17 protein-coding genes are annotated in these 18,174 nt (G+C 68.4%); 9 read left to right on the top strand and 8 right to left on the bottom strand.

Features of this window, described 5'->3' with window-relative positions; genetic code table 11:
* The first annotated feature begins 74 nt into the window (after nt 1-74).
* Nucleotides 75-695 (top strand): TetR family transcriptional regulator, encoded by a 621-nt coding sequence (locus ACFQ9K_RS20895; protein WP_378714596.1) that lies wholly within the window; start codon nt 75-77, stop codon nt 693-695.
* A 3-nt stretch (nt 696-698) separates the two neighbouring features.
* Here the strand turns inward: ACFQ9K_RS20895 and ACFQ9K_RS20890 are convergent, their stop codons facing one another.
* Together ACFQ9K_RS20890 and ACFQ9K_RS20885 are read right to left on the bottom strand one after the other, a co-directional pair.
* Nucleotides 699-1,457 carry an SDR family NAD(P)-dependent oxidoreductase gene (locus tag ACFQ9K_RS20890; RefSeq protein WP_378714598.1) on the bottom strand — a complete coding sequence of 253 codons (759 nt, stop codon included), beginning with the start codon at nt 1,455-1,457 and terminating at the stop codon, nt 699-701.
* 76 nt (nt 1,458-1,533) lie between these two features.
* Entirely contained in the window at nt 1,534-1,947 is a 414-nt protein-coding gene (locus ACFQ9K_RS20885) for a nuclear transport factor 2 family protein (protein ID WP_378714599.1), read from the bottom strand.
* Nucleotides 1,948-2,107: 160 nt separating this feature from the next.
* Here ACFQ9K_RS20885 and ACFQ9K_RS20880 point away from each other — a divergent pair, with 160 nt between their 5' ends.
* The 3 genes from ACFQ9K_RS20880 to ACFQ9K_RS20870 all read left to right on the top strand — a co-directional run bounded on the left by ACFQ9K_RS20880 (nt 2,108) and on the right by ACFQ9K_RS20870 (nt 4,219).
* A complete protein-coding gene (locus ACFQ9K_RS20880) occupies nt 2,108-2,605 on the top strand; it encodes a pyridoxamine 5'-phosphate oxidase family protein (RefSeq protein WP_378714601.1) in 498 nt (165 codons plus the stop codon).
* A gap of 61 nt (nt 2,606-2,666) precedes the next feature.
* A complete protein-coding gene (locus tag ACFQ9K_RS20875; protein ID WP_378714608.1) occupies nt 2,667-3,074 on the top strand; it encodes a YciI family protein in 408 nt (135 codons plus the stop codon).
* Nucleotides 3,074-4,219 carry an RNA polymerase sigma factor gene (locus ACFQ9K_RS20870; RefSeq protein ID WP_378714609.1) on the top strand — a complete coding sequence of 382 codons (1,146 nt, stop codon included), beginning with the start codon at nt 3,074-3,076 and terminating at the stop codon, nt 4,217-4,219. Before ACFQ9K_RS20875 ends, ACFQ9K_RS20870 begins: the two co-directional genes overlap by 1 nt.
* Before the next feature lie 6 nt (nt 4,220-4,225).
* On the opposite strand, the gene ACFQ9K_RS20865 is transcribed toward ACFQ9K_RS20870, so the two are convergent.
* The 3 genes from ACFQ9K_RS20865 to ACFQ9K_RS20855 form a co-directional block, all read right to left on the bottom strand.
* Nucleotides 4,226-5,242: an alpha/beta hydrolase gene (locus ACFQ9K_RS20865; protein WP_378983515.1), complete on the bottom strand. Its 1,017-nt coding sequence runs from the start codon at nt 5,240-5,242 to the stop codon at nt 4,226-4,228.
* A gap of 147 nt (nt 5,243-5,389) precedes the next feature.
* Complete coding sequence (locus ACFQ9K_RS20860; RefSeq protein WP_378727149.1) at nt 5,390-6,631, bottom strand: oxygenase MpaB family protein; 1,242 nt, start codon at nt 6,629-6,631, stop codon at nt 5,390-5,392.
* A gap of 345 nt (nt 6,632-6,976) precedes the next feature.
* Nucleotides 6,977-7,522: a hypothetical protein gene (locus tag ACFQ9K_RS20855; RefSeq protein WP_378727151.1), complete on the bottom strand. Its 546-nt coding sequence runs from the start codon at nt 7,520-7,522 to the stop codon at nt 6,977-6,979.
* A 167-nt stretch (nt 7,523-7,689) separates the two neighbouring features.
* On the opposite strand from ACFQ9K_RS20855, the gene ACFQ9K_RS20850 reads away from it, so the two are divergent.
* Complete coding sequence (locus ACFQ9K_RS20850) at nt 7,690-8,118, top strand: pyridoxamine 5'-phosphate oxidase family protein (RefSeq protein ID WP_378983453.1); 429 nt, start codon at nt 7,690-7,692, stop codon at nt 8,116-8,118.
* Between the two features lie 54 nt (nt 8,119-8,172).
* Here ACFQ9K_RS20850 and ACFQ9K_RS20845 read toward each other — a convergent pair whose 3' ends face one another.
* Nucleotides 8,173-10,203, bottom strand: a complete 2,031-nt coding sequence (locus ACFQ9K_RS20845; protein WP_378983450.1) for an FAD-dependent oxidoreductase — start codon at nt 10,201-10,203, stop codon at nt 8,173-8,175.
* A gap of 103 nt (nt 10,204-10,306) precedes the next feature.
* Nucleotides 10,307-10,864, bottom strand: a complete 558-nt coding sequence (locus ACFQ9K_RS20840; RefSeq protein WP_378725976.1) for a PadR family transcriptional regulator — start codon at nt 10,862-10,864, stop codon at nt 10,307-10,309.
* A 109-nt stretch (nt 10,865-10,973) separates the two neighbouring features.
* On the opposite strand from ACFQ9K_RS20840, the gene ACFQ9K_RS20835 reads away from it, so the two are divergent.
* The 4 genes from ACFQ9K_RS20835 (at nt 10,974) to ACFQ9K_RS20820 (ending at nt 16,071) form a co-directional block, all read left to right on the top strand.
* Nucleotides 10,974-12,323 (top strand): MFS transporter, encoded by a 1,350-nt coding sequence (locus tag ACFQ9K_RS20835; protein WP_378725974.1) that lies wholly within the window; start codon nt 10,974-10,976, stop codon nt 12,321-12,323.
* A gap of 18 nt (nt 12,324-12,341) precedes the next feature.
* On the top strand, nt 12,342-13,145 hold the full coding sequence (gene cmrA, locus ACFQ9K_RS20830; RefSeq protein WP_378725972.1) for a mycolate reductase: 804 nt from the start codon (nt 12,342-12,344) through the stop codon (nt 13,143-13,145).
* A gap of 151 nt (nt 13,146-13,296) precedes the next feature.
* A complete protein-coding gene (gene lysA, locus ACFQ9K_RS20825; RefSeq protein WP_378725970.1) occupies nt 13,297-14,640 on the top strand; it encodes a diaminopimelate decarboxylase in 1,344 nt (447 codons plus the stop codon).
* A 165-nt stretch (nt 14,641-14,805) separates the two neighbouring features.
* Nucleotides 14,806-16,071, top strand: a complete 1,266-nt coding sequence (locus ACFQ9K_RS20820) for a diaminopimelate decarboxylase family protein (RefSeq protein ID WP_378725968.1) — start codon at nt 14,806-14,808, stop codon at nt 16,069-16,071.
* An 81-nt stretch (nt 16,072-16,152) separates the two neighbouring features.
* On the opposite strand, the gene ACFQ9K_RS20815 is transcribed toward ACFQ9K_RS20820, so the two are convergent.
* A complete protein-coding gene (locus ACFQ9K_RS20815; RefSeq protein WP_378983447.1) occupies nt 16,153-17,931 on the bottom strand; it encodes a helicase HerA-like domain-containing protein in 1,779 nt (592 codons plus the stop codon).
* Nucleotides 17,932-18,174 lie beyond the last annotated feature (243 nt).

The raw sequence follows: 18,174 nt of genomic DNA, 5'->3' as shown, positions 1-18,174 counted from the left end.
TCAACCGGCAAAACATGTGACACGAACTACATCTTGGGATTAATGGAATGGTGAACGGATGTATGCTCACCGTGATGAGCGAGCAGGCAGCAACTCGAGGCGAGCGCAAGGAGCGCACGCGACAGGCCCTACTGGACGGCACCCTGGCGCTGGCCGCCGACCGTGGGTTCGCCGCGCTGAGCCTGCGTGAGATCGCGCGCAGCGCGGGCATCGTGCCGACCGCGTTCTACCGGCACTTCGCGTCGCTGGACGACCTCGGCGCGCAACTGGTCGACGACGGCATCACCGCGCTGCGGCTGGCGCTGCGCGAGGTGCGCCGCAAGCCCGACGCGAGCCTGTCCGACACCGTGCGCTTCGTGTTCGCTCAGGTCGAGCCGAAACGCGAACTCTTCGGCTTCCTCACCCGCGAACGCCACGGCGGTTCGGCCGCGCTGCGCAAGTCCATCGCGCTGGAATTGCAGTTGATCGTCCGCGAACTCGTCGCCGACCTGTCCCGCATCTCCGCGCTCGACTCCTGGTCCCCCGCGGACCTGGAGATCGCCGCCGACCTCCTGGTCTCGACCGTCACCGACGGCATCGTCGCCTACATCTCCGCACTCCCCCGCGAACAAGACCACATCATCGACCGCACCGTCCAGCAAATGCGCCTGATCGCACTCGGCATGGGCGCCTGGTGGCCGCCGAAGGAACGCTGATCCTCAGCGGCCCTCGGGATCGAGCGCAAGCACCGAACGGCCACCGTCCACCGGCAACACCGCGCCGTTGACGAAACTCGAGTCCGCGGAAAGCAGATAGGCAACGGCCGCGGCCACTTCGCCGGTGGTGGCTACGCGGCCGATGGGATGCAGATCCGCCATCTGCCGCTCGACCCGTGCGGCCGCGGAAGGGTCCAAACCGGCGCGGAATTCGGTATAGCGCTCGGTGGCGACAGAGCCGGGGGCTACCGCATTGACTCGAATTCCCTTGGGGCCGTATTCGACCGCGAGCGCGCGGGTGAGTCCTTCGATGGCGGACTTAGCGGTGCTGTAAGGCAGCGCGCCGGATACCGCTCGTTGTGCTTGGTGTGAGGTGATATTCACGATCGCACCCGGGGTGCCGGCGCGCAGGAATCGGCGGACAGCGGTAGTGCAGCCGACGACGGCGGGCGCGAGGTTAGCGGTGATCAACTCGACGACGCGTTCGGCGGAGTCGGAATGCACTGAGGCGTCACGGAATACGGCCGCGTTGTTCACCCAGCCGGTCAGCGTTCCCGCCTGCTGTGCGAGATCCGCTGCCGCCTCGGCGATGTCGGTCGAGGACGCGTCGCCGGTCAGCGGAATCACCCGCTCCCCCGCCCAGGTCAACGCCGCCGGATCGAGCTCGACCGCCACCACGACGCTGTCCACCCCGAGCAGCCGTTCGACAATTCCGCGTCCGATCCCCCGCCCGCCGCCGGTCACCACATACGAAAGTGCCATAGGCCCGATGCTAGACAACCGCATTCGAGGCAACCGCCGATCGCAGGCGGGGCGATCGGCGCTGCCTCGTCGGCGACTAACCGAAGATCATTCGGTGGCCGCGGGCGGTGTCCATGTATTCGCGGACGCGGTGGATCAGGCCGTCCCGGAGTTCGAAGACGAAGCAGTAGTCGTTCTCGTAGTGGTTGCCGTTGACCAGGGTGGCGCTCATCGTCTCCTCGACGATGACCCGGTCGCCTTCGGCGTAGAAGCCGCGGAACGTCAGCGCGACGTTCTCGGCGAACAGCTTCTGGAAGCCGTACGCGAGGAAGTCCGCGATGACCGCTCGGCCGACCATGTGGCTGGGGCCGTCGAAGAAGGCGGCGGTGGCGTTCTGCGGCGGCGCGAGCCACTCGGCGTCTTCGGTGAAACACGCCGCGATTTCGTCGAAGTCGTGTCCGGCGAAGGCTTTCCACGCGTTCTGCACGATGGTCTTGTTGTCCTGAGTCACCCGCTCGACGCTACAAAGATTCGACCGCGACGCTGGCGGGATTCGGACGAGGTCACCCGGTCATCCGAAAAGTTTCGCCTCGCGTGTCGAGAAAGCGTCTCCGGCTCCGTCCCAGGTGTATCAGCGGCCACGAGGGCCGCGCGGACGAAGGAGAATCGCCATGGACCGCAACGAGATCGCCGAGGTGCTGGACCGGCCGCTCAGCCAGGAGATGCTGGCCCGCGACCTGACCCGGCTGGCCTACGTCGCCAAGGATGGCACGCCCCGCAACGTCCCGATCGGGTTCAGCTGGAACGGGTCGCAGATCGTCATGTGCACGTCCACGAACGCCCCGAAACTGCACGCGCTGCGGGTGCACCCGATGGTCGCGCTGACCATCGACACCGAGGTGCACCCGCCCAAGATCCTGCTCATCCGCGGCCGGGCCGAGCTGGACGTCGTCGACGGCATCCCGGACGAGTACCTCGAAATGAACACCACCTACGAGATGACGGCCGAGCAGCGCGTGCACTGGGAGGCGGAGGTGCGCTCGCTCTACGACGGAATGGTCCGGATCGTCGTGACCCCGACGTGGGCCAAGCTGATCGACTTCGAGTCGACGCTGCCGAGCGCGGTCGAGGAGCTGATCCAGCGGCGCGAAGCGCGACAGCACGCCTGAACCTTCGTTCCCGCAGTAGACCCGGCCAGAATAGGCCGAACACCCCACCGAGGAGAACATGATGGCCAAGTACCTGATGCTCAAGCACTACCGCGGCGCGCCCGCCTCGGTCAACGACGTGCCGATGGATCAGTGGACGCCGGAAGAGGTGACGGCGCACATCCAGTACATGCGCGATTTCGCCGCCCGGCTCGAGCAGACCGGCGAGTTCGTCGGCGAACAGGCGCTCTCCGCCGAGGGCACGTTCGTCCGCTACGACGGCGAGGGGCGCCCGCCGGTCACCGACGGCCCGTTCGCCGAAACCAAGGATCTGATCGCCGGCTGGATGGTGATCGACGTCGACTCCTACGAACGGGCGCTGGAGCTGGCGGCGGAGTTGTCCGCGGCGCCGGGCGCGGGCGGGAAGCCGATCCACGAGTGGCTCGAGCTGCGCCCGGCCTACGGTGCGGCGCCGACGGTCACCGAGTGATCGGCGAACTGCTGCTGCGGGAGCTCACCCCCGCGGTGATCGGCGTCCTCGTGCATCGCGGAGTCGACTTCGCGACCGCCGAGGACGCCGTGCAGGAGGCGCTGATCCAGGCCACGCTGAGCTGGCCGGACCAGCAGCCGGCCGACCCGAAGGGCTGGTTGGTCACGGTCGCCTGGCGCAAGTTCCTCGACGCGCACCGGTCCGAGGCGGCGCGCCGGGATCGGGAGCAGCGGATCGAGGCCGAGCCACCGCCCGGGCCGACCGAGCACGCCGACGACACGTTGCAGCTCTATTTCCTGTGCGCGCATCCGTCCCTGACCCCCGCGTCGGCGGTCGCGCTGACCCTGCGTGCGGTCGGCGGGCTCACCACTAAACAGATCGCGCAGGCCTACCTGGTGCCCGAGGCGACCATGGCGCAGCGGATCAGCCGGGCCAAGAAGACCGTGTCCAGCGTCCGGTTCGACAAGGCCGGTGATGTCGCCACCGTGCTGCGCGTGCTCTACCTGGTGTTCAACGAGGGCTACTCCGGCGACGTCGATCTCTCCGCCGAGGCGATCCGGCTCACCCGTCAGGTCGCGGCCATGACCGAGCACGAGGAGGTGGCCGGCCTGCTCGCGCTGATGCTGCTGCACCACGCCCGGCGCCCGGCCCGGACCCGCGCGGACGGCAGCCTGGTTCCGCTGGCCGAGCAAGACCGCACGCTGTGGGACACCCGCCTGATCGCCGAGGGCGTCGCCATACTCCAGGCCGCGCTCGCCCGCGACCGGCTCGGCGAATTCCAGGCGCAGGCCGCCATCGCCGCGCTGCACGCCGACGCGCAGCGGGCCGAGGAGACCGACTGGGTGCAGATCGTCGAGTGGTACGACGAACTCGTGCGGATCACCGAAAGCCCGGTGGCCCAGCTCAATCGGGCCGTAGCGGTCGGCGAGGCGGACGGCGCGCGAGCCGGCCTGGCCGCCCTGGCCGGGCTCGACCCCGCGCTGCCCCGCTATGCCGCCGTCGAGGCCTACCTGCACGAGCGCGCGGGCGACCCGGCGCTAGCCGCCCAGCGCTACGCCGAGGCCGCGCGGGCGGCGACCAGCCTGCCCGAACGCGATCACCTCACCCGGCAGGCCGCCCGGCTCAACGCACAGCTGCGTGGTTGAGCGGTCTCAGCTGATGCCGACCGACTGAGCGAGGAACGGCCAGGAGGTGCGCAGGTCGTCCTCCCAGTAGCCCCACGAGTGGGTGCCGACCGGACGATCGTCGAAGGTGACCGGAATGTTCAACTCGCGCAACCGATTCGTCAGGTTCACCGTGCAGTAGTGGATGGCCGCCTCGATCGGCCCGCCGAAGGCGATCTGCACCGGCAGCGGAATCCGGCCCTCCAGCACTCGCCGGTCGAAGGGGGTGTCGTGCGGGATGCCCGCGATGCCGCTGCCCGAACTCAGATAGATCGCGGTCCCACGCAACCGCTCCGCGTTGACCAGCGGATCGTTCTCCCGCCACAGCGGATTGCTGGCCGGGCCCCACATGTTCTCCACGCTTTGCCCGCCGCCCCAGTTCTCCACGGTGAGCCGGACGAATTCGTGTCCGATGGGGTCGGAGGTCTGCGCGCAACCGCTGTAGGACGCGACGCTGCGCCAGAAACCGGGCTTGGCGATGGCCAGGTTCAGCACCGAGGTGCCGCTCATGGAAACACCCGCCAGCGCGCGAGTTCCGTTGGCGCCCAGGAACTCCTCGATCACCGGTGGCAACTCGTCGTTGAGAAAGGTCTGCCACTTGTTGAAGCCCAGGACGGCGTCGGCCCGGATCCAGTCGGTGTAGTAGGAGTTGGCGCCCCCGAACGGGGTGACGACGTTGACATCTTTGCCGCTCAAGAAGCTCACGGCGTCGGTCTGCACATCCCAGCCGCTCTCGTTCGGGCCACCGCCGGAGCCGTTGAGCAGATACAGCGTCGGCCGGGGCGTCCCCCGGTCGGCGGGGCGAATGATCTGTAACGGGATCGGCCGGTTCATCGCGGGTGAGAAGACCGTGACCACCTGCTGGCGGTCGTTCACATCCTGTACCGAAACGACGGCGGGCGCCGCGGCCGCGGTGCCCGCCGTCGCAATCAGGCCTGCCGCGGCGACTACCCCGGCCAGAACCCAGCTCAGCGTTATTGTGCGTGTCGATCGCCGTTGTCTCAAAGTCACCAGAACCTCTCCTCGCAGTCGGCCACTATCCCCGATGGCAGCCAGGACACGCCGCACCAGCGGCCGACGCCCTGACTTGGCATCGGAGAGAAATTCGCGTTGCTACGATCACCGGTTTGGTCCGACTCCGATCTTTTTCGATCAGCGCGGTGGTTGGCTCATGTCCCGATTCATCTGCGGGATCTCGATGCTGATCGGCAGCCGCAGTTCGGCCAGGTAGATCAGCGCGGCCTGGCGGAGGAACTCGTCGAAGAGCCAGTACGCGTCCGGCGCCAGCGGGACGACCGGGAGCAGGCCCTCTCGGACCGCGATGAACGGTCCCCAGCTCACCCGGAGCAGCGGATCCCAGACCGGTTCGCGCGGGATCGCCAGACCGTCGGCGATCTTGTCGCCGAGCAGGAAGCGGGTGAACGCGCCGAGGACCGGCTTGCTCAGCACCGCGAGATCGAGGTTCACGCCGAGCCGCAGCAACCGGTCGGCCAGGGCCACCCCCTCGGGGGTCGGTGCCAGGATCGGGTCGAGGACCTGAGCGGCCTGGGCGTTGGCCTCGGACCACGAGTTAGGGATGTATTCGTCGCGGACGCCGAGCATGTGCGCGCACACCTGCCAGGAGTGCAGGAAGGCCTCGGATTCGGCGACCGGGATCGGCACCTGCCAGGCGGTCAGCTGCTTCATCACCGTCGTGGGCAGGCTGTGCCAGGTGACCATGATGTCGTTCTGGCTAATCGGGATGTCCTCGGCGGCGGAGTTCACCCAGTGCGGGGACTGCGGCAGCAGGTGGCGCACGGCAGCGTGTACCAGCCGGGTCTTCACACAGGTCACCACCATTTCGCCGTCCGGCGCATAGGCGTTCGCGGTGCCGATGTCGTAGCCGAGCTTCGCGGTCTTGGAGATGCGGTCCTTGAGGTCCTGGCCGCCCTTGGAGTAGTAGACGGCGCGCGCCTCCTTCGGAATGACGGTGCTCATCATGCCGCTGGCCAAGCCGTACAGGACGCCGAGGTACAGGCCGCGCTTCTTGTTGAACTCGACGGCGGTGCGGAGCTTGCCCTGGTCGGTCCACTGCGGGAGCTGACGGGCGTATTCCATGAAATCCCGCAGCTCCGTGGGCAATCCGGCCGGGAGGGGCTGGCCGTTTCTGGTCCACGTGCGGAGCAGGTCGTTCACCCTGGGCACTTCGCCGCGGTCGATCAGGCCGGCGACCAGCGGATCCGCCTCCGCGTCCCACACGGTCAGCGGGTCGGCCCCGGACCCGTCGCCGGCCACCGAGCCCTCCGGTGACCAGCTCCACGGCTCCGCCCGAACCGGCGCGGCCATCGCCAGCGCACCGAACGCGCCCAATGCTCCGCCGGCCTTCAACGCGTTGCGTCTGCTGAATCCGTCCATGTCGCTACTCCTCGCTGAGCCAGACACCACCGGATCGGCGCTAGGTCGGCGAGTAGCGCCGGATCGCGCCTTTCAGTGGAGGAATAGTCATTAACTTAACTCGGCGGTGCATACGCCGTACCGGCTTTGAGAAATTGAGGCCGATACTCTCTCAACACATTGCTTCGACCTGCGCACACACTAAAAGTCCGTCTATTCAGGGGTATTGACGGACTTATCGAGCGAGAGCATGCCAAGACTGGACACCAGCGCCGACTTCCACGCCAGCTCACACAGATGGATAACCATCAGTTACTTAATGGACACAGCCGAGCACATCCCAAGCGGGATGTGCTCGGCCTGAGGTCACGGCGTGGGGAGCTGGTCCCATTGCATCCGCGGGTCTTCATTGGCGAAGCCATCGCGGATGGTGACGTAGGACGTCCCCGCGGCCGACGGGACGCTGAGCCGGCGGGTGTCCAGCGCCGCCTTATAGACCGTGCTGGCCTTCCCGTCCGGGAAGAAGACGTACTCGAGGGTGAAGTTCTGCTTGTAGTTGCCGGAGTCGCAGTCCCCGAGGAAGGCCAAACCCCAGCCGCCCGCGGCGTTTTCGATGCACTGATGCTTGCCCCGGGTCAGGTCGTGGGTGCTGAACGCGATGGTGTCCGGCCCAGTGGTCGCACGCAGCCACCACTGGCGTCGATCGTTCGCGTTGCACGGCGCGAACCGGGCGGTGCCGCCGATCGCGTTGTGCGGGTCGTTCTCGATGGTCATGCACTGACCGTTGCCGCGGTTGTACATGAGCCAGTAGGCGAACTCGGCCTGCGCGGGTGCCGCGCCGACCACGGTGGTGGCGACGGCCGAGACGATCAGCGCGGATGCGGCGGTGAGGGTGGTGATCAAGGACCTCATGTGGGTACTCCCAGTTCGAACCGATGGATGAATACGCACCGAGTGTCGAAGGCCGGGGTCTCACCCGGGTTTCACCACGCTCTCAGCGGAACCCGCTGGCGGCCTGTGGAAAACGCGTCGATTCGCACGGGGGAATAACACTCCCGTCGGAAGGTGTTGGTTTCCGCATGCCGAGACCGTTCACGGAGATCGAACGTCAGGAATTTCTCGCCGGCAAGCACGTCGCGGTGCTGTCGGTCGCAGCGACCGATGGGCGGCCGCCCGCGGCCGTCCCGATCTGGTACGACTACTCGCCGGGCGGCGACATCAGGATCAATACCGGTGCCGGGCGGCGCAAGGCCAGGCTCGTGCAGGAGGCCGGTGCGGTGACCATCACCGTCCAGCGCGAAGAGTTGCCGTACCAGTACGTCATCGTCGAGGGCACGGTCATCGACGCCGCCACTCCCTCGCCGCGGGACGCGCGCGAGGCGATCGCGGTGCGCTACCTCGGACCCGAGGAGGGTCGCGCCTTCGCCGATCGCATGGACGGCACCGCGTCGGTGCTGTTCACCGTGCGTCCCGACCGCTGGATCAGCCAGGACTACAGCCAGATGTAACCACCTGTGCGGATTGCTCGGTGTCGTTGCCCCGCAACGACACCGAGCCTATTTTCAGAGGCGCGCGGCCAGGCGGGTGCCCTGATCGATGGCGCGCTTGGCGTCCAGTTCGGCGGCGAGTTCGGCGCCGCCGATGAGGTACAGGTTGACGCCCGCGGCGCGCAGTTCGTCCTCCAGGTCGCGGACCGATTCCTGGCCCGCGCAGATGATCACGTTGTCGACCGGGATCAATTGCGGGCGTTGGCGTTTCTCGCCGAAGCTGATGTGCAGGCCATGGTCGTCGATGCGCTCATAGTTGACCCCGCCGATGTGATCGACCCCCTTGGCCTTCAGCGCCGCGCGGTGCACCCAACCGGTGGTCTTGCCCAGGTCCTTGCCGAACGGGGTCGACTTGCGTTGCAGCAGCACCACTTCGCGGGCGGCCGGGGACGGCTTCGGCTTGGTCAGCTGGCCGCGCACCTGTTCGTCGTCGGCGTCGACGCCCCACTCTTCCTTCCACTCGTCGAGCTTCAGCGTGGGATGCCCTTCGACGGTGAGGAATTCGCTCACGTCGTAGCCGATGCCGCCCGCGCCGATGACCGCGACGCGCTTGCCCACCGGGCGCTCCTCGCGGACCAGCTCGGCGTAGGACAGCACCATCGGGTGGTCGATGCCGGGGATGTTCGGGATGCGCGGCTTGACGCCGGTGGCCAGCACCACCTCGTCGTAGCGGCCGGCGATGAGCTCGGCCGCGCTCACCCGCTTGTTCAAATGCACCGTGACGCCGGTGATTTCGAGCTTGCGCCGGTAGTAGCGGATCGACTCGTTGAACTCTTCCTTGCCCGGGATGCGGCGGGCGATGTCGAACTGGCCGCCGATCTTGTCGTCGGCCTCGAACAGATCGACCCGATGCCCGCGCTCGGCCAGGTTCACCGCGGCCGACAAACCGGCGGGCCCGGCACCGACGACCGCGACGCGCTTGGTCCGCCGGGTGGGCAGCAGCTTCAGCTCGGTCTCGTGTCCGGCACGCGGGTTCAGCAGGCAGGACACGGTCTTGTGCACGAAGGCGTGGTCCAGGCAGGCCTGGTTGCAGGCGATGCAGGTGTTGATCTCGTCGACCCGGTCCTGCTTGGCCTTGTTGACCCACTCGGGGTCGGTGAGGAACGGGCGGGCCAGCGAAACCAGTTGCGCGTCACCGCGAGTCAGGATTTCTTCGGCGATCTCCGGCATGTTGATCCGGTTGGACGCGCACACCGGGATGCCCACCCGCTGGGTGATCTTCGCGGTGAACTCGACGAACGCCGCGCGCGGCACCGAGGTCACGATGGTCGGGACGCGCGCCTCGTGCCAGCCGATATCGGTGTTCAGGATGTTCGCGCCCGCGGCCTCGAGTTCCTGGGCCAGCGCGACGATCTCGTCGAACGTCTGCCCCTTCTCCACCAGCTCGGCCATGGACAGCCGGAACACGATGATGAAGTCCGGGCCGACCGCGGCGCGGGTGCGGCGCACGATCTCCACCGCGAGGCGGCGGCGGTTCTCCGGCGAGCCGCCCCACTTGTCGGTGCGCTTGTTGGTGCGCGGCGCGAGGAACTGGTTGATGAAATAGCCCTCCCCGCCCATGATCTCGCACCCGTCGTAGCCGGCGAACTGGGCGAGCTTCGCGCAGCGCGCGTAGTCGTCGATGGTCTGCTCGACGCCCTTGGCCGAGAGCTTGCGCGGCCGGAACGGGTTGATCGGCGCCTTGATCGAGGACGCGGACACGCTGCCGGGCATGTAGGAGTAGCGGCCGGCGTGCAGGATCTGGATGGCGATCTTGCCGCCCTCCTTGTGCACCGCCTTGGTGATCGCCCGGTGCCGGTAGGCCTCGGACTTGTTGGTCAGCTTGGCGCCGAAGGGCAGCAGCCAGCCGGTGCGATTGGGCGCGTAACCGCCGGTGATGATGAGACCGACACCGCCGCGGGCCCGTTCGGCGAAGTAGGCGGCCAGCTTGTTGGTGTCCCAGGCGCGGTCTTCCAGGCCGGTATGCATCGACCCCATCACCACACGATTGCGCAGGGTGGTGAAGCCGAGATCAAGAGGCTCGAATAAATGAGGGAAGGAACTCATGCCTGCGCCTCGCTGACGCTCGGCTCCGGCATGCGTTCCGCACGCTGGCACATGATTCGCTCGCTGCGCTCACTCATGGGCGAGTCTCACCTTTCTCCGTTGGTCAATCCGCGCGCGGGGCTGTCGCGGGCGGATGCAGGGCGTGCAGAACTTCGTCGCACCATTCGACGAACCCCGCCTCCACGCGGACGCCCGCGCGCAGGACGAGGTACTGGTGCAGGGCCGTACCGGAAAGCTGGTCCGGCGCCGGAAAGTCGCGCTTCTCGATGAGGCGATAGACCTCGAGCCGCTGGGCGTGTTCGTCGCGATGCCGCGCGACCTCGGTGCGCAGCGCGGTGATGTCGCCGTACGCGGCGGCGCGGATCTTGACCGCGAGCTCGTTGCGCGGGGTGCCGGTGTCGGACGGTTCGGCGATCCAGCGGGCCAGCTCGGCGCGGCCCGCCGCGCTGACCGCGTACACCTTCTTGTCCGGCCTGCCCGCCTGCGTGACCGACTCGCTGATCAGCCAGCCGGACTCCTCCATCCGCTTCAGCACGCGATAGATCTGCTGGTGGGTCGCGCTCCAGAAGTACCCGATGGACTTGTCGAAGCGGCGGGCCAGCTCATACCCCGAGCCGGCCCGCTCGGTCAGCGAAACCAGCAACGCGTGCTCGAGGGCCATGCGGCAAGAGTAGCCGTGACACCCAGTACTATGCAACTGAGTGCATACCCTGGTTTCGGTGTCGGCGTTGGAGCCGTTCCAGGCGGGAAATCACACTAGGCTGCGCGACATGGGCGAGGTAGACGCGCGGGCGACGGTCGGCCAGGCCGCCGGGCGCGGGCAAGTGGCGGCATGGGGGTTCTGGGACTGGGGCTCGTCGGCGTTCAACGCGGTGATCCTGACCTTCGTGTTCTCGGTGTACCTGACCGACAAGGTCGGCGACGACCTACCGGGGGGCGTTTCGCCGAGCGCCTGGCTCGGCTGGGCGCTCGGGCTCGCCGGACTGGCGGTCGCGGTGACCGCGCCGGTGAGCGGACAGCGGTTCGACGCGTCCGCGAAACGTAAACGCTCCCTTGCGGTTCTGACCGGGCTCTGCATCGCGTCGATGACGCTGATGTTCTTCGTGCACGACGACTACCACTATCTGTGGCTCGGCCTGCTGCTGCTCGGATTCGGCTCCGCCTTCTTCGAACTGGCCAGCGTGCCCTACAACGCGATGCTGCGTCAGGTGTCGACGCCGGCGACCGTCGGGCGGGTGTCCGGATTCGGTTGGGCGATGGGCTATTTCGGCGGCATCCTGCTGCTGCTGATCTGCTACTTCGGCTTCATCTCCGGCAGCGGCGACAGCCGCGGGCTGCTCGGCATACCGACCGACGACGGGCTCAACATCCGCCTCGTCGCCATCGTGGCGGCGGTCTGGTTCGCCGCGTTCGCGCTGCCGGTGCTGTTCGCGGTGCCCGAATTGCCCCGCACCGACGCCGATCCCGGCGCGGCGAGCGCGGGATTCTTCGCCTCCTACCGGGTGCTGTTCCGCGATCTGCGCGCGCTGTGGGTGGCCGACCGGCGCACCGCCGCGTTCCTGATCGCCAGCGCGGTCTTCCGGGACGGACTCGCCGGGGTGTTCACTTTCGGTGCGGTGCTTGCGGTCCGGGTGTACGACATCGCCGACTCCGACGTCCTGCTGTTCGGCATCGCCGCCAATGTGGTTGCGGCACTGGGCGCGATCGTCGCCGGCCGGTTCGACGACCGGGGCGGCCCGAAGATCGTCATCGTGGTCTCGCTGGTCGCGATGATCATCTGCGGCTTCGCCCTGCTGGCGGTCTCCGGCCCGCTGATGTTCTGGATCTTCGGCCTGCTGCTGACCGTCTTCGTCGGCCCCGCCCAATCCGCCGCCCGCTCGTTCCTCGCCCGTCTCGCCCCGCCCGGACGCGAAGGCCAGCTCTTCGGCCTCTACACCACCACCGGCCGCGCCGTCTCCTTCCTCGCCCCCACCTTCTTCGGCCTGTTCGTCTGGTTCTTCGACAACGACCGCGCGGGCATCGTCGGCATCATCCTGGTCTTGGCCATCGGCCTGCTCGCGCTGCTCCCCGTCCGCTCCCCCGACCCCACCGAGATCGCCGCCATCGACCGCCTCGACTGACCCGCTAGGCTCCCTGGCGTGAGCCTGCCCTCCCCCACTTCCGAGAACCGCGCGGTCGTCACCGGCGCCTCCTCCGGCATCGGCACCGCGCTGGCCGCCGAACTGGCCGCGCGCGGCTATTCGCTGATCCTGGTCGCGCGACGCGGTGAGGTGCTCACCGAATTGGCGCAGCGGCTGACGCTGGCACACGGGATCACCGCGGAGGTGCGGGCGGTGGATCTGTCCGATCGGACGCAGCGGGCGGCGCTGGTCGAGGAGCTGTCGGCGCGCGATATCTCGATTCTGTGCAACAACGCCGGGATCGCGACGTTCGGGGCGGTCGCCGAGCTGGATTTCGACTACGAGCGCGCGCAGATGGAGCTCAATGCCGTTGCGGTGCACGATCTCACGCTCGCCGTGCTGCCGGGGATGATCGCCAGGCACGCAGGCGGCATCCTGATCAGCGGGTCGGCCGCGGGGAACATGCCGATCCCGAACAACGCGACGTACGCGGCCAGCAAGGCGTTCGCCAATACCTTCTCCGAGTCGCTGCGCGGCGAGCTGAAGGGGTCGGGCGTCAACGTCACGCTGCTCGCGCCGGGCCCGGTGCGCACCGACGTGCCCGATCCGGCCGACGCCTCGATCGTCGACCGGCTGGTGCCCGACTTCATGTGGGTGTCCTCGGAGTACACCGCGAAGGTGTCCATCGACGCGCTGGCCCGCAACAAGATGCGCGTGGTTCCCGGCCTGATCAGCAAGGGAATGAGCGTGGCAGGCCAGTACGGCCCGCGCGCCGTCACCGCGCCGATCGCGGGCAGGTTCTACAAGAAGCTCGGCAGCTAGAGACGCCCGTCACCGCCGGGTCAGGGATCCGTCAAGATCGGGCTCCCGGTCGTCAAGCAGTCGTAAGCTGGACGTTTGCCCAAGAGGAAAGCGGCGTAGTCCTGACAGCGGCCCCGCCTACGGAATAGCGGGGGCGCACACAGGAGACACCGTGACGCTGCTGGAAATCTTCCCGTCGCTGAAGTCGGGGATGCCCGCGCGCCTGGACCCGGCCGTGTGGCCGCGGGACACGCATTACGACGACGCGGGCCGGATCACGATCGACGGGGTTGCCCTGGCCGATATCGCGGATCAGTACGGCACTCCGACCTACGTCCTGGACGAGCGCGAGGTCAGGGAGCGCTGCCGGGCCTATCGCAAGGCCTTCCCCGAGGCCGAGATCATCTACGCGGGCAAGGCTTTGATGATCCGCGCGGTCGCCAACTGGGTTTCCCAGGAGGGGCTTTCGGTGGACGTGTGCTCCTCCGGCGAACTGGCCATCGCGCTGGCCGCCGGCGTGGCGCCGCACCGAATCATCATGCACGGCAACGGCAAATCGTTCGATGAGCTGACCGCCGCGATCAAGGCCGGGGTCGGCCGGATCGTGGTCGACTCGCTGGCCGAGATCACGCTGCTCTCGGCCTTGGTCACCGGCACGCAAAAGGTGCTGCTGCGCCTGTCTCCCGGCATCGACGTGCACGGACACCCCGCGGTGCGCACCGGCGTCACCGATCAGAAGTTCGGCTTCCCGCTCGGCGGCGACACCGCCGCGGAGGCGGTCGCGCGGATTCTGCGCCAGCCGAAGCTGAACCTGGTCGGCTTCCACTGCCACCTCGGCTCGCAGATCAGCGACCCGGACTACTACGGCGAGGCCGTGCGCCGGGTGGTCGCGGAGATGGCGCGGGTCCGGCAGGACCACGGGCACGTGCTCACCGAGCTGGACCTCGGCGGCGGGCACGCGGTCGCCTACCGCACCGGCGACGGCGAGATGAACCTCGGCGACCTGGCCGCCATCATCGAGGACGCCCTCGACGCGGCGTGCGCGCGCCAGCACTTCCCGCGCCCGCAGATCGCGCTGGAGCCGGGCCGGGCGATCGTCGCGCACGCGGGGGTGACGCTGTACCGGGTGCTGTCGGTCAAGCACATCGAGGGCGGCCACACGTATGTCACCGTGGACGGCGGGATGAGCGACAACCCGCGGGTCGCGCTGTACGGCGCGCGCTACAGCGTTGTCGTGGCGAACCGGCACCCGACCTGCGCCAGCATGACCGCCACCGTAGCCGGACGGTTCTGCGAGGCCGGCGACATCCTGGCCACCGACGTGCAACTGCCGGTGGACTTGCGCCCCGGCGAGGTGCTCGCGGTGCCGTGCACCGGCGCGTACCACCACAGCCTGGCCTCGTCGTACAACAGCGTGGGCCGGCCGCCGATCGTGGCGGTGCGGCACGGGCAGTGCCGGGAGCTGGTGCGCCGGGAGACGGTGGCGGATCTGATGTGCCGCGACATCGGCTGGTGAGCGGAACGCCGGGGCCGCGCGGCCCCGGCGTGTCAGTGATCCGTCAAGATCAGCTCGGCGGCGGTCAACGTTGCGCTAAGCGGCCTATCGGCGCCCGCCCGGCCGGCGTAGTCCTTGGTAGGCCCCGCAGATGGAGAAAGCGGGGAGCGGATCAGGAGAGCACCCGTGACGCTTGTGGACTTCTTCTCGCCGACCCGGCCGGGAACGGCCGCGCAGCTGGATTCCGCGGTATGGCCCTCCGCGGCCCGGTACGACGCCGAGGGCCGGATCGTCGTCGGTGGCGTCGCGCTCACCGATATCGCCGAGACCTACGGCACCGCCGCGCGGGTGCTCGACGAACGCGAGGTCAGGCAGCGCTGCCGCGCTTATCGCAAGACCTTCCCCGAAGCCGAGATCGCTTACACGGCAACGGCGTTGCTGGTCGGCGCGGTGGCGGACTGGGTTACCCGAGAGGGGCTCTCGGTCGCGGTGTGCTCGTTCGGCGAGCTGACCGCCGCGCTCGACGCCGGGGTCGAACCGCGGCGAATCATCCTGCACGCCAATGGCGTATCGCGCGAGACCATGGCGACGGCGGTGGCCAGGCGGGTCGGCCGGATCGTAGTCGGCTCGCTCGATGAGATCGGGCTGCTCGCGTCCGTTGCCACTCGTCCGCAGCGGGTGCTGCTGCGGGTGTGCCCCGGTATCGACTGCGACTCGACGGCCGAGCCGATCGGGTTCCCGCTCGGCGAGCCCACCCTCGCGGCCGTGGCGCGGGTGCTGGACACGCCGATGCTCGAGCTGACCGGGTTGCACTGCCACCTCGGGTCGCAGATCTACAACCCCGATCACTACGGTGAGGCGATCCGGCGGATGATCGCCGAGTTGGCACAGGTCCGGCACGACCACGGTCGGATGCTCACCGATCTGGATCTCGGCGGCGGGCATGCCATCGCCTACCGCAACGGGGACGCCGAGATGAACCTCGCCGAGCTGTCCGCGATCATCGAGGACGCGCTGGACGCGGCGTGCGCCCGGCAGCATTTCCCCCGGCCGAACATCGCGCTGGAGCCCGGGCGCGGGATCGTGGCGCGAGCCGGGGTGACGCTGTATCGGGTGTTGTCGGTCAAGCACAGCGACGGCGGGCAGGTGTCCGTGGTCATCGACAGCGAGACCCGTACCAGGACAGGGAGTTTCGCGGGCGCGATGGTGGCGAACCGGCGAGCGACCGGTTCGCTGGTGAGTGCCACCGTCGCGGGACGGGCCGGCGACGTCATCCTCGCCACCGACGCGCGGCTGCCCGCCGACCTGCGCCCCGGCGAACTGCTCGCCGTGCCGTGCACCGGCGCCTACCAGCACGGATCCCCGCGCACCCGGGTCATCGCGGTCCGCGAGGGCCACTACGCGCAACTCGTCCGCCGCGAGCCCACCCTGCTCGACCGCGACGCGAGCTGACCCCCGCCGCACACCTTCTGACTCCCCGCACAGGGAATCGCAGGCCATTGCCTGTGCGGGGAATCGAGAGGTGTGCGGCGGTCAGCGCTTGCGCGTGCCGAAGATGCTGCGGCTGATCTCGCGGCCCGCGGCGGTGGCGGCGGAGCGCAGGAAGCTTTTGACCGCGGGGTTCTTCATGATGCGCTCGGCGGTGGTGTCCTCTTCCTTCGGCGCGCGGCCGGGTGCCGGAGCCGACTGCGGAGCCTGTTCCGCGGCAGCGACTTTCGCGGCCAGGATCTCGTAAGCCGATTCGCGGTCGACGGTCTGGCCGTACTTGCTGTGCAGTGAACTCGACAGCGCGCGCGACTTGATCGCGTCGTCGCCGATCGTGTCCATCAGCGACCGCGGCGGCTGAATCCTGGTCCACGCCACCGGAGTCGGCGCGCCCTTCTCCGACAGCACCGTCACCACCGCCTCACCCGTGCCGAGCGAGGTCAGCGCCTTCTCCAGGTCGTAGGTGCTGGTCTTCGGGTAGGTGCGCACCGTCTTGGACAGCGCCTTCTGATCGTCCGGGGTGAAGGCGCGCAGCGCGTGCTGGATGCGCGCACCCAGTTGGGACAGCACCTGATTCGGGATATCGGTGGGCAGCTGGGTGCAGAAGAACACGCCGACGCCCTTGGAGCGGATCAGCTTGACCGTCTGCTCCACCTGGTCCAGGAACGCCTTCGACGCGTCCGCGAACAGCAGGTGCGCCTCGTCGAAGATGAAGACCAGCTTGGGCTTGTCCACGTCGCCCACCTCGGGCAGCGTCTGGAACAGATCCGCGAGCACCCACATCAGGAAGGTGGAGAACATCACCGGCCGCGCCGCCTGCGCGCCCAGCTCGAACAGCGTGATCACGCCCTGCCCGCCCGCGACCCGCACCAGATCGCTCGGATCCAGTTCCGGCTCACCGAAGAACGTGTCGCCGCCGTCGGCCTCCAGATTCACCAGCGACCGCAGGATGACGCCCGCGGTGGCCGCCGAGACGCCGCCGATGCCCTTCAGGTCCTCCTTGCCCTCGGGGCTGGTGAGGTGCGTGATCACCGCGCGCAGGTCCTTGAGGTCGAGCAGCGCGAGGCCGTTCTTGTCCGACCAGTGGAAGATCAGGCCGAGGGTGGATTCCTGAGTCTCGTTGAGCCCGAGCACCTTACTGAGCAGCACCGGGCCGAACGAGGTGATGGTCGCGCGGATCGGGACGCCGATGCCGTTGGTGCCGAGCGAGACGAACTCGGTCGGGAAGCCGGTCGGCTTCCAGTCCTCGGCGCCGGTCTCCGCGGCGCGCGCGCTCAGCTTGTCGTTGGCCGCGCCCGGCTGCGACAGGCCGGACAGGTCGCCCTTGATGTCGGCGAGCACCACGGGAACGCCTGCGGCGGAAAGCTGTTCGGCGATGCCCTGCAACGTCTTCGTCTTACCCGTGCCGGTCGCGCCGGCCACCAGGCCGTGCCGGTTCATCGTGCGCATCGGAATGCGCACGCGCGCAGCGGGATCCACCTCGCCGTCGACCACGACGGTGCCCAGCTCCAGCGCCACCCCGTCGAACGCGTACCCGGCGGCGATCTCCTGCGCCGCCGCCGACCCGGCGCCCGCCTGCGCGCCCTCGCCGGCGTCGGCCGTCTTCTGCTCCGCCTTGCTCGCGGCTTCGGCGGCGGCAGCGGCGGTCTCGTCGGCCTTGGCGGCGGCGCTCTCGGCCTTCTGCTTCGCCTTCCCGCTGTCGCCCGCCTCCTGCTCGGCAAGCTCACGCTCGGCGGCTTCCGCGGCAGCCGCCGCCTCCGCAGCGACCTTCGCCGCCTCCTCTGCGGCCTTACGCGCCGCAGCCGCTTTCTCCTGGGGGGTGGTCATCGCACGATCCTCCGTCTGATCAGACTCGAACTGCTTTACGCAGTGTTTGCTGTCGTACCGAAAACGCCTGTGCCGATCTGCAGAAACTGTATCCCCGCACGGCTCACCGATGGGCGTGCCTCCCCTGCGCAACAGCGGACTTATCGCAAATCAATTACGCCCCTCATGCCTGCAACCTGCCCTCCTACGCGAACGGCCCCACCCCAACCCCCGGTTTCGAGCGAAGCGAGACAGAGCATTGCC

This window comes from Nocardia sp. NPDC056564, assembly GCF_042793755.1.
GTDB lineage: Bacteria > Actinomycetota > Actinomycetes > Mycobacteriales > Mycobacteriaceae > Nocardia.
This window is presented reverse-complemented; position numbering and strand designations above follow the sequence as displayed.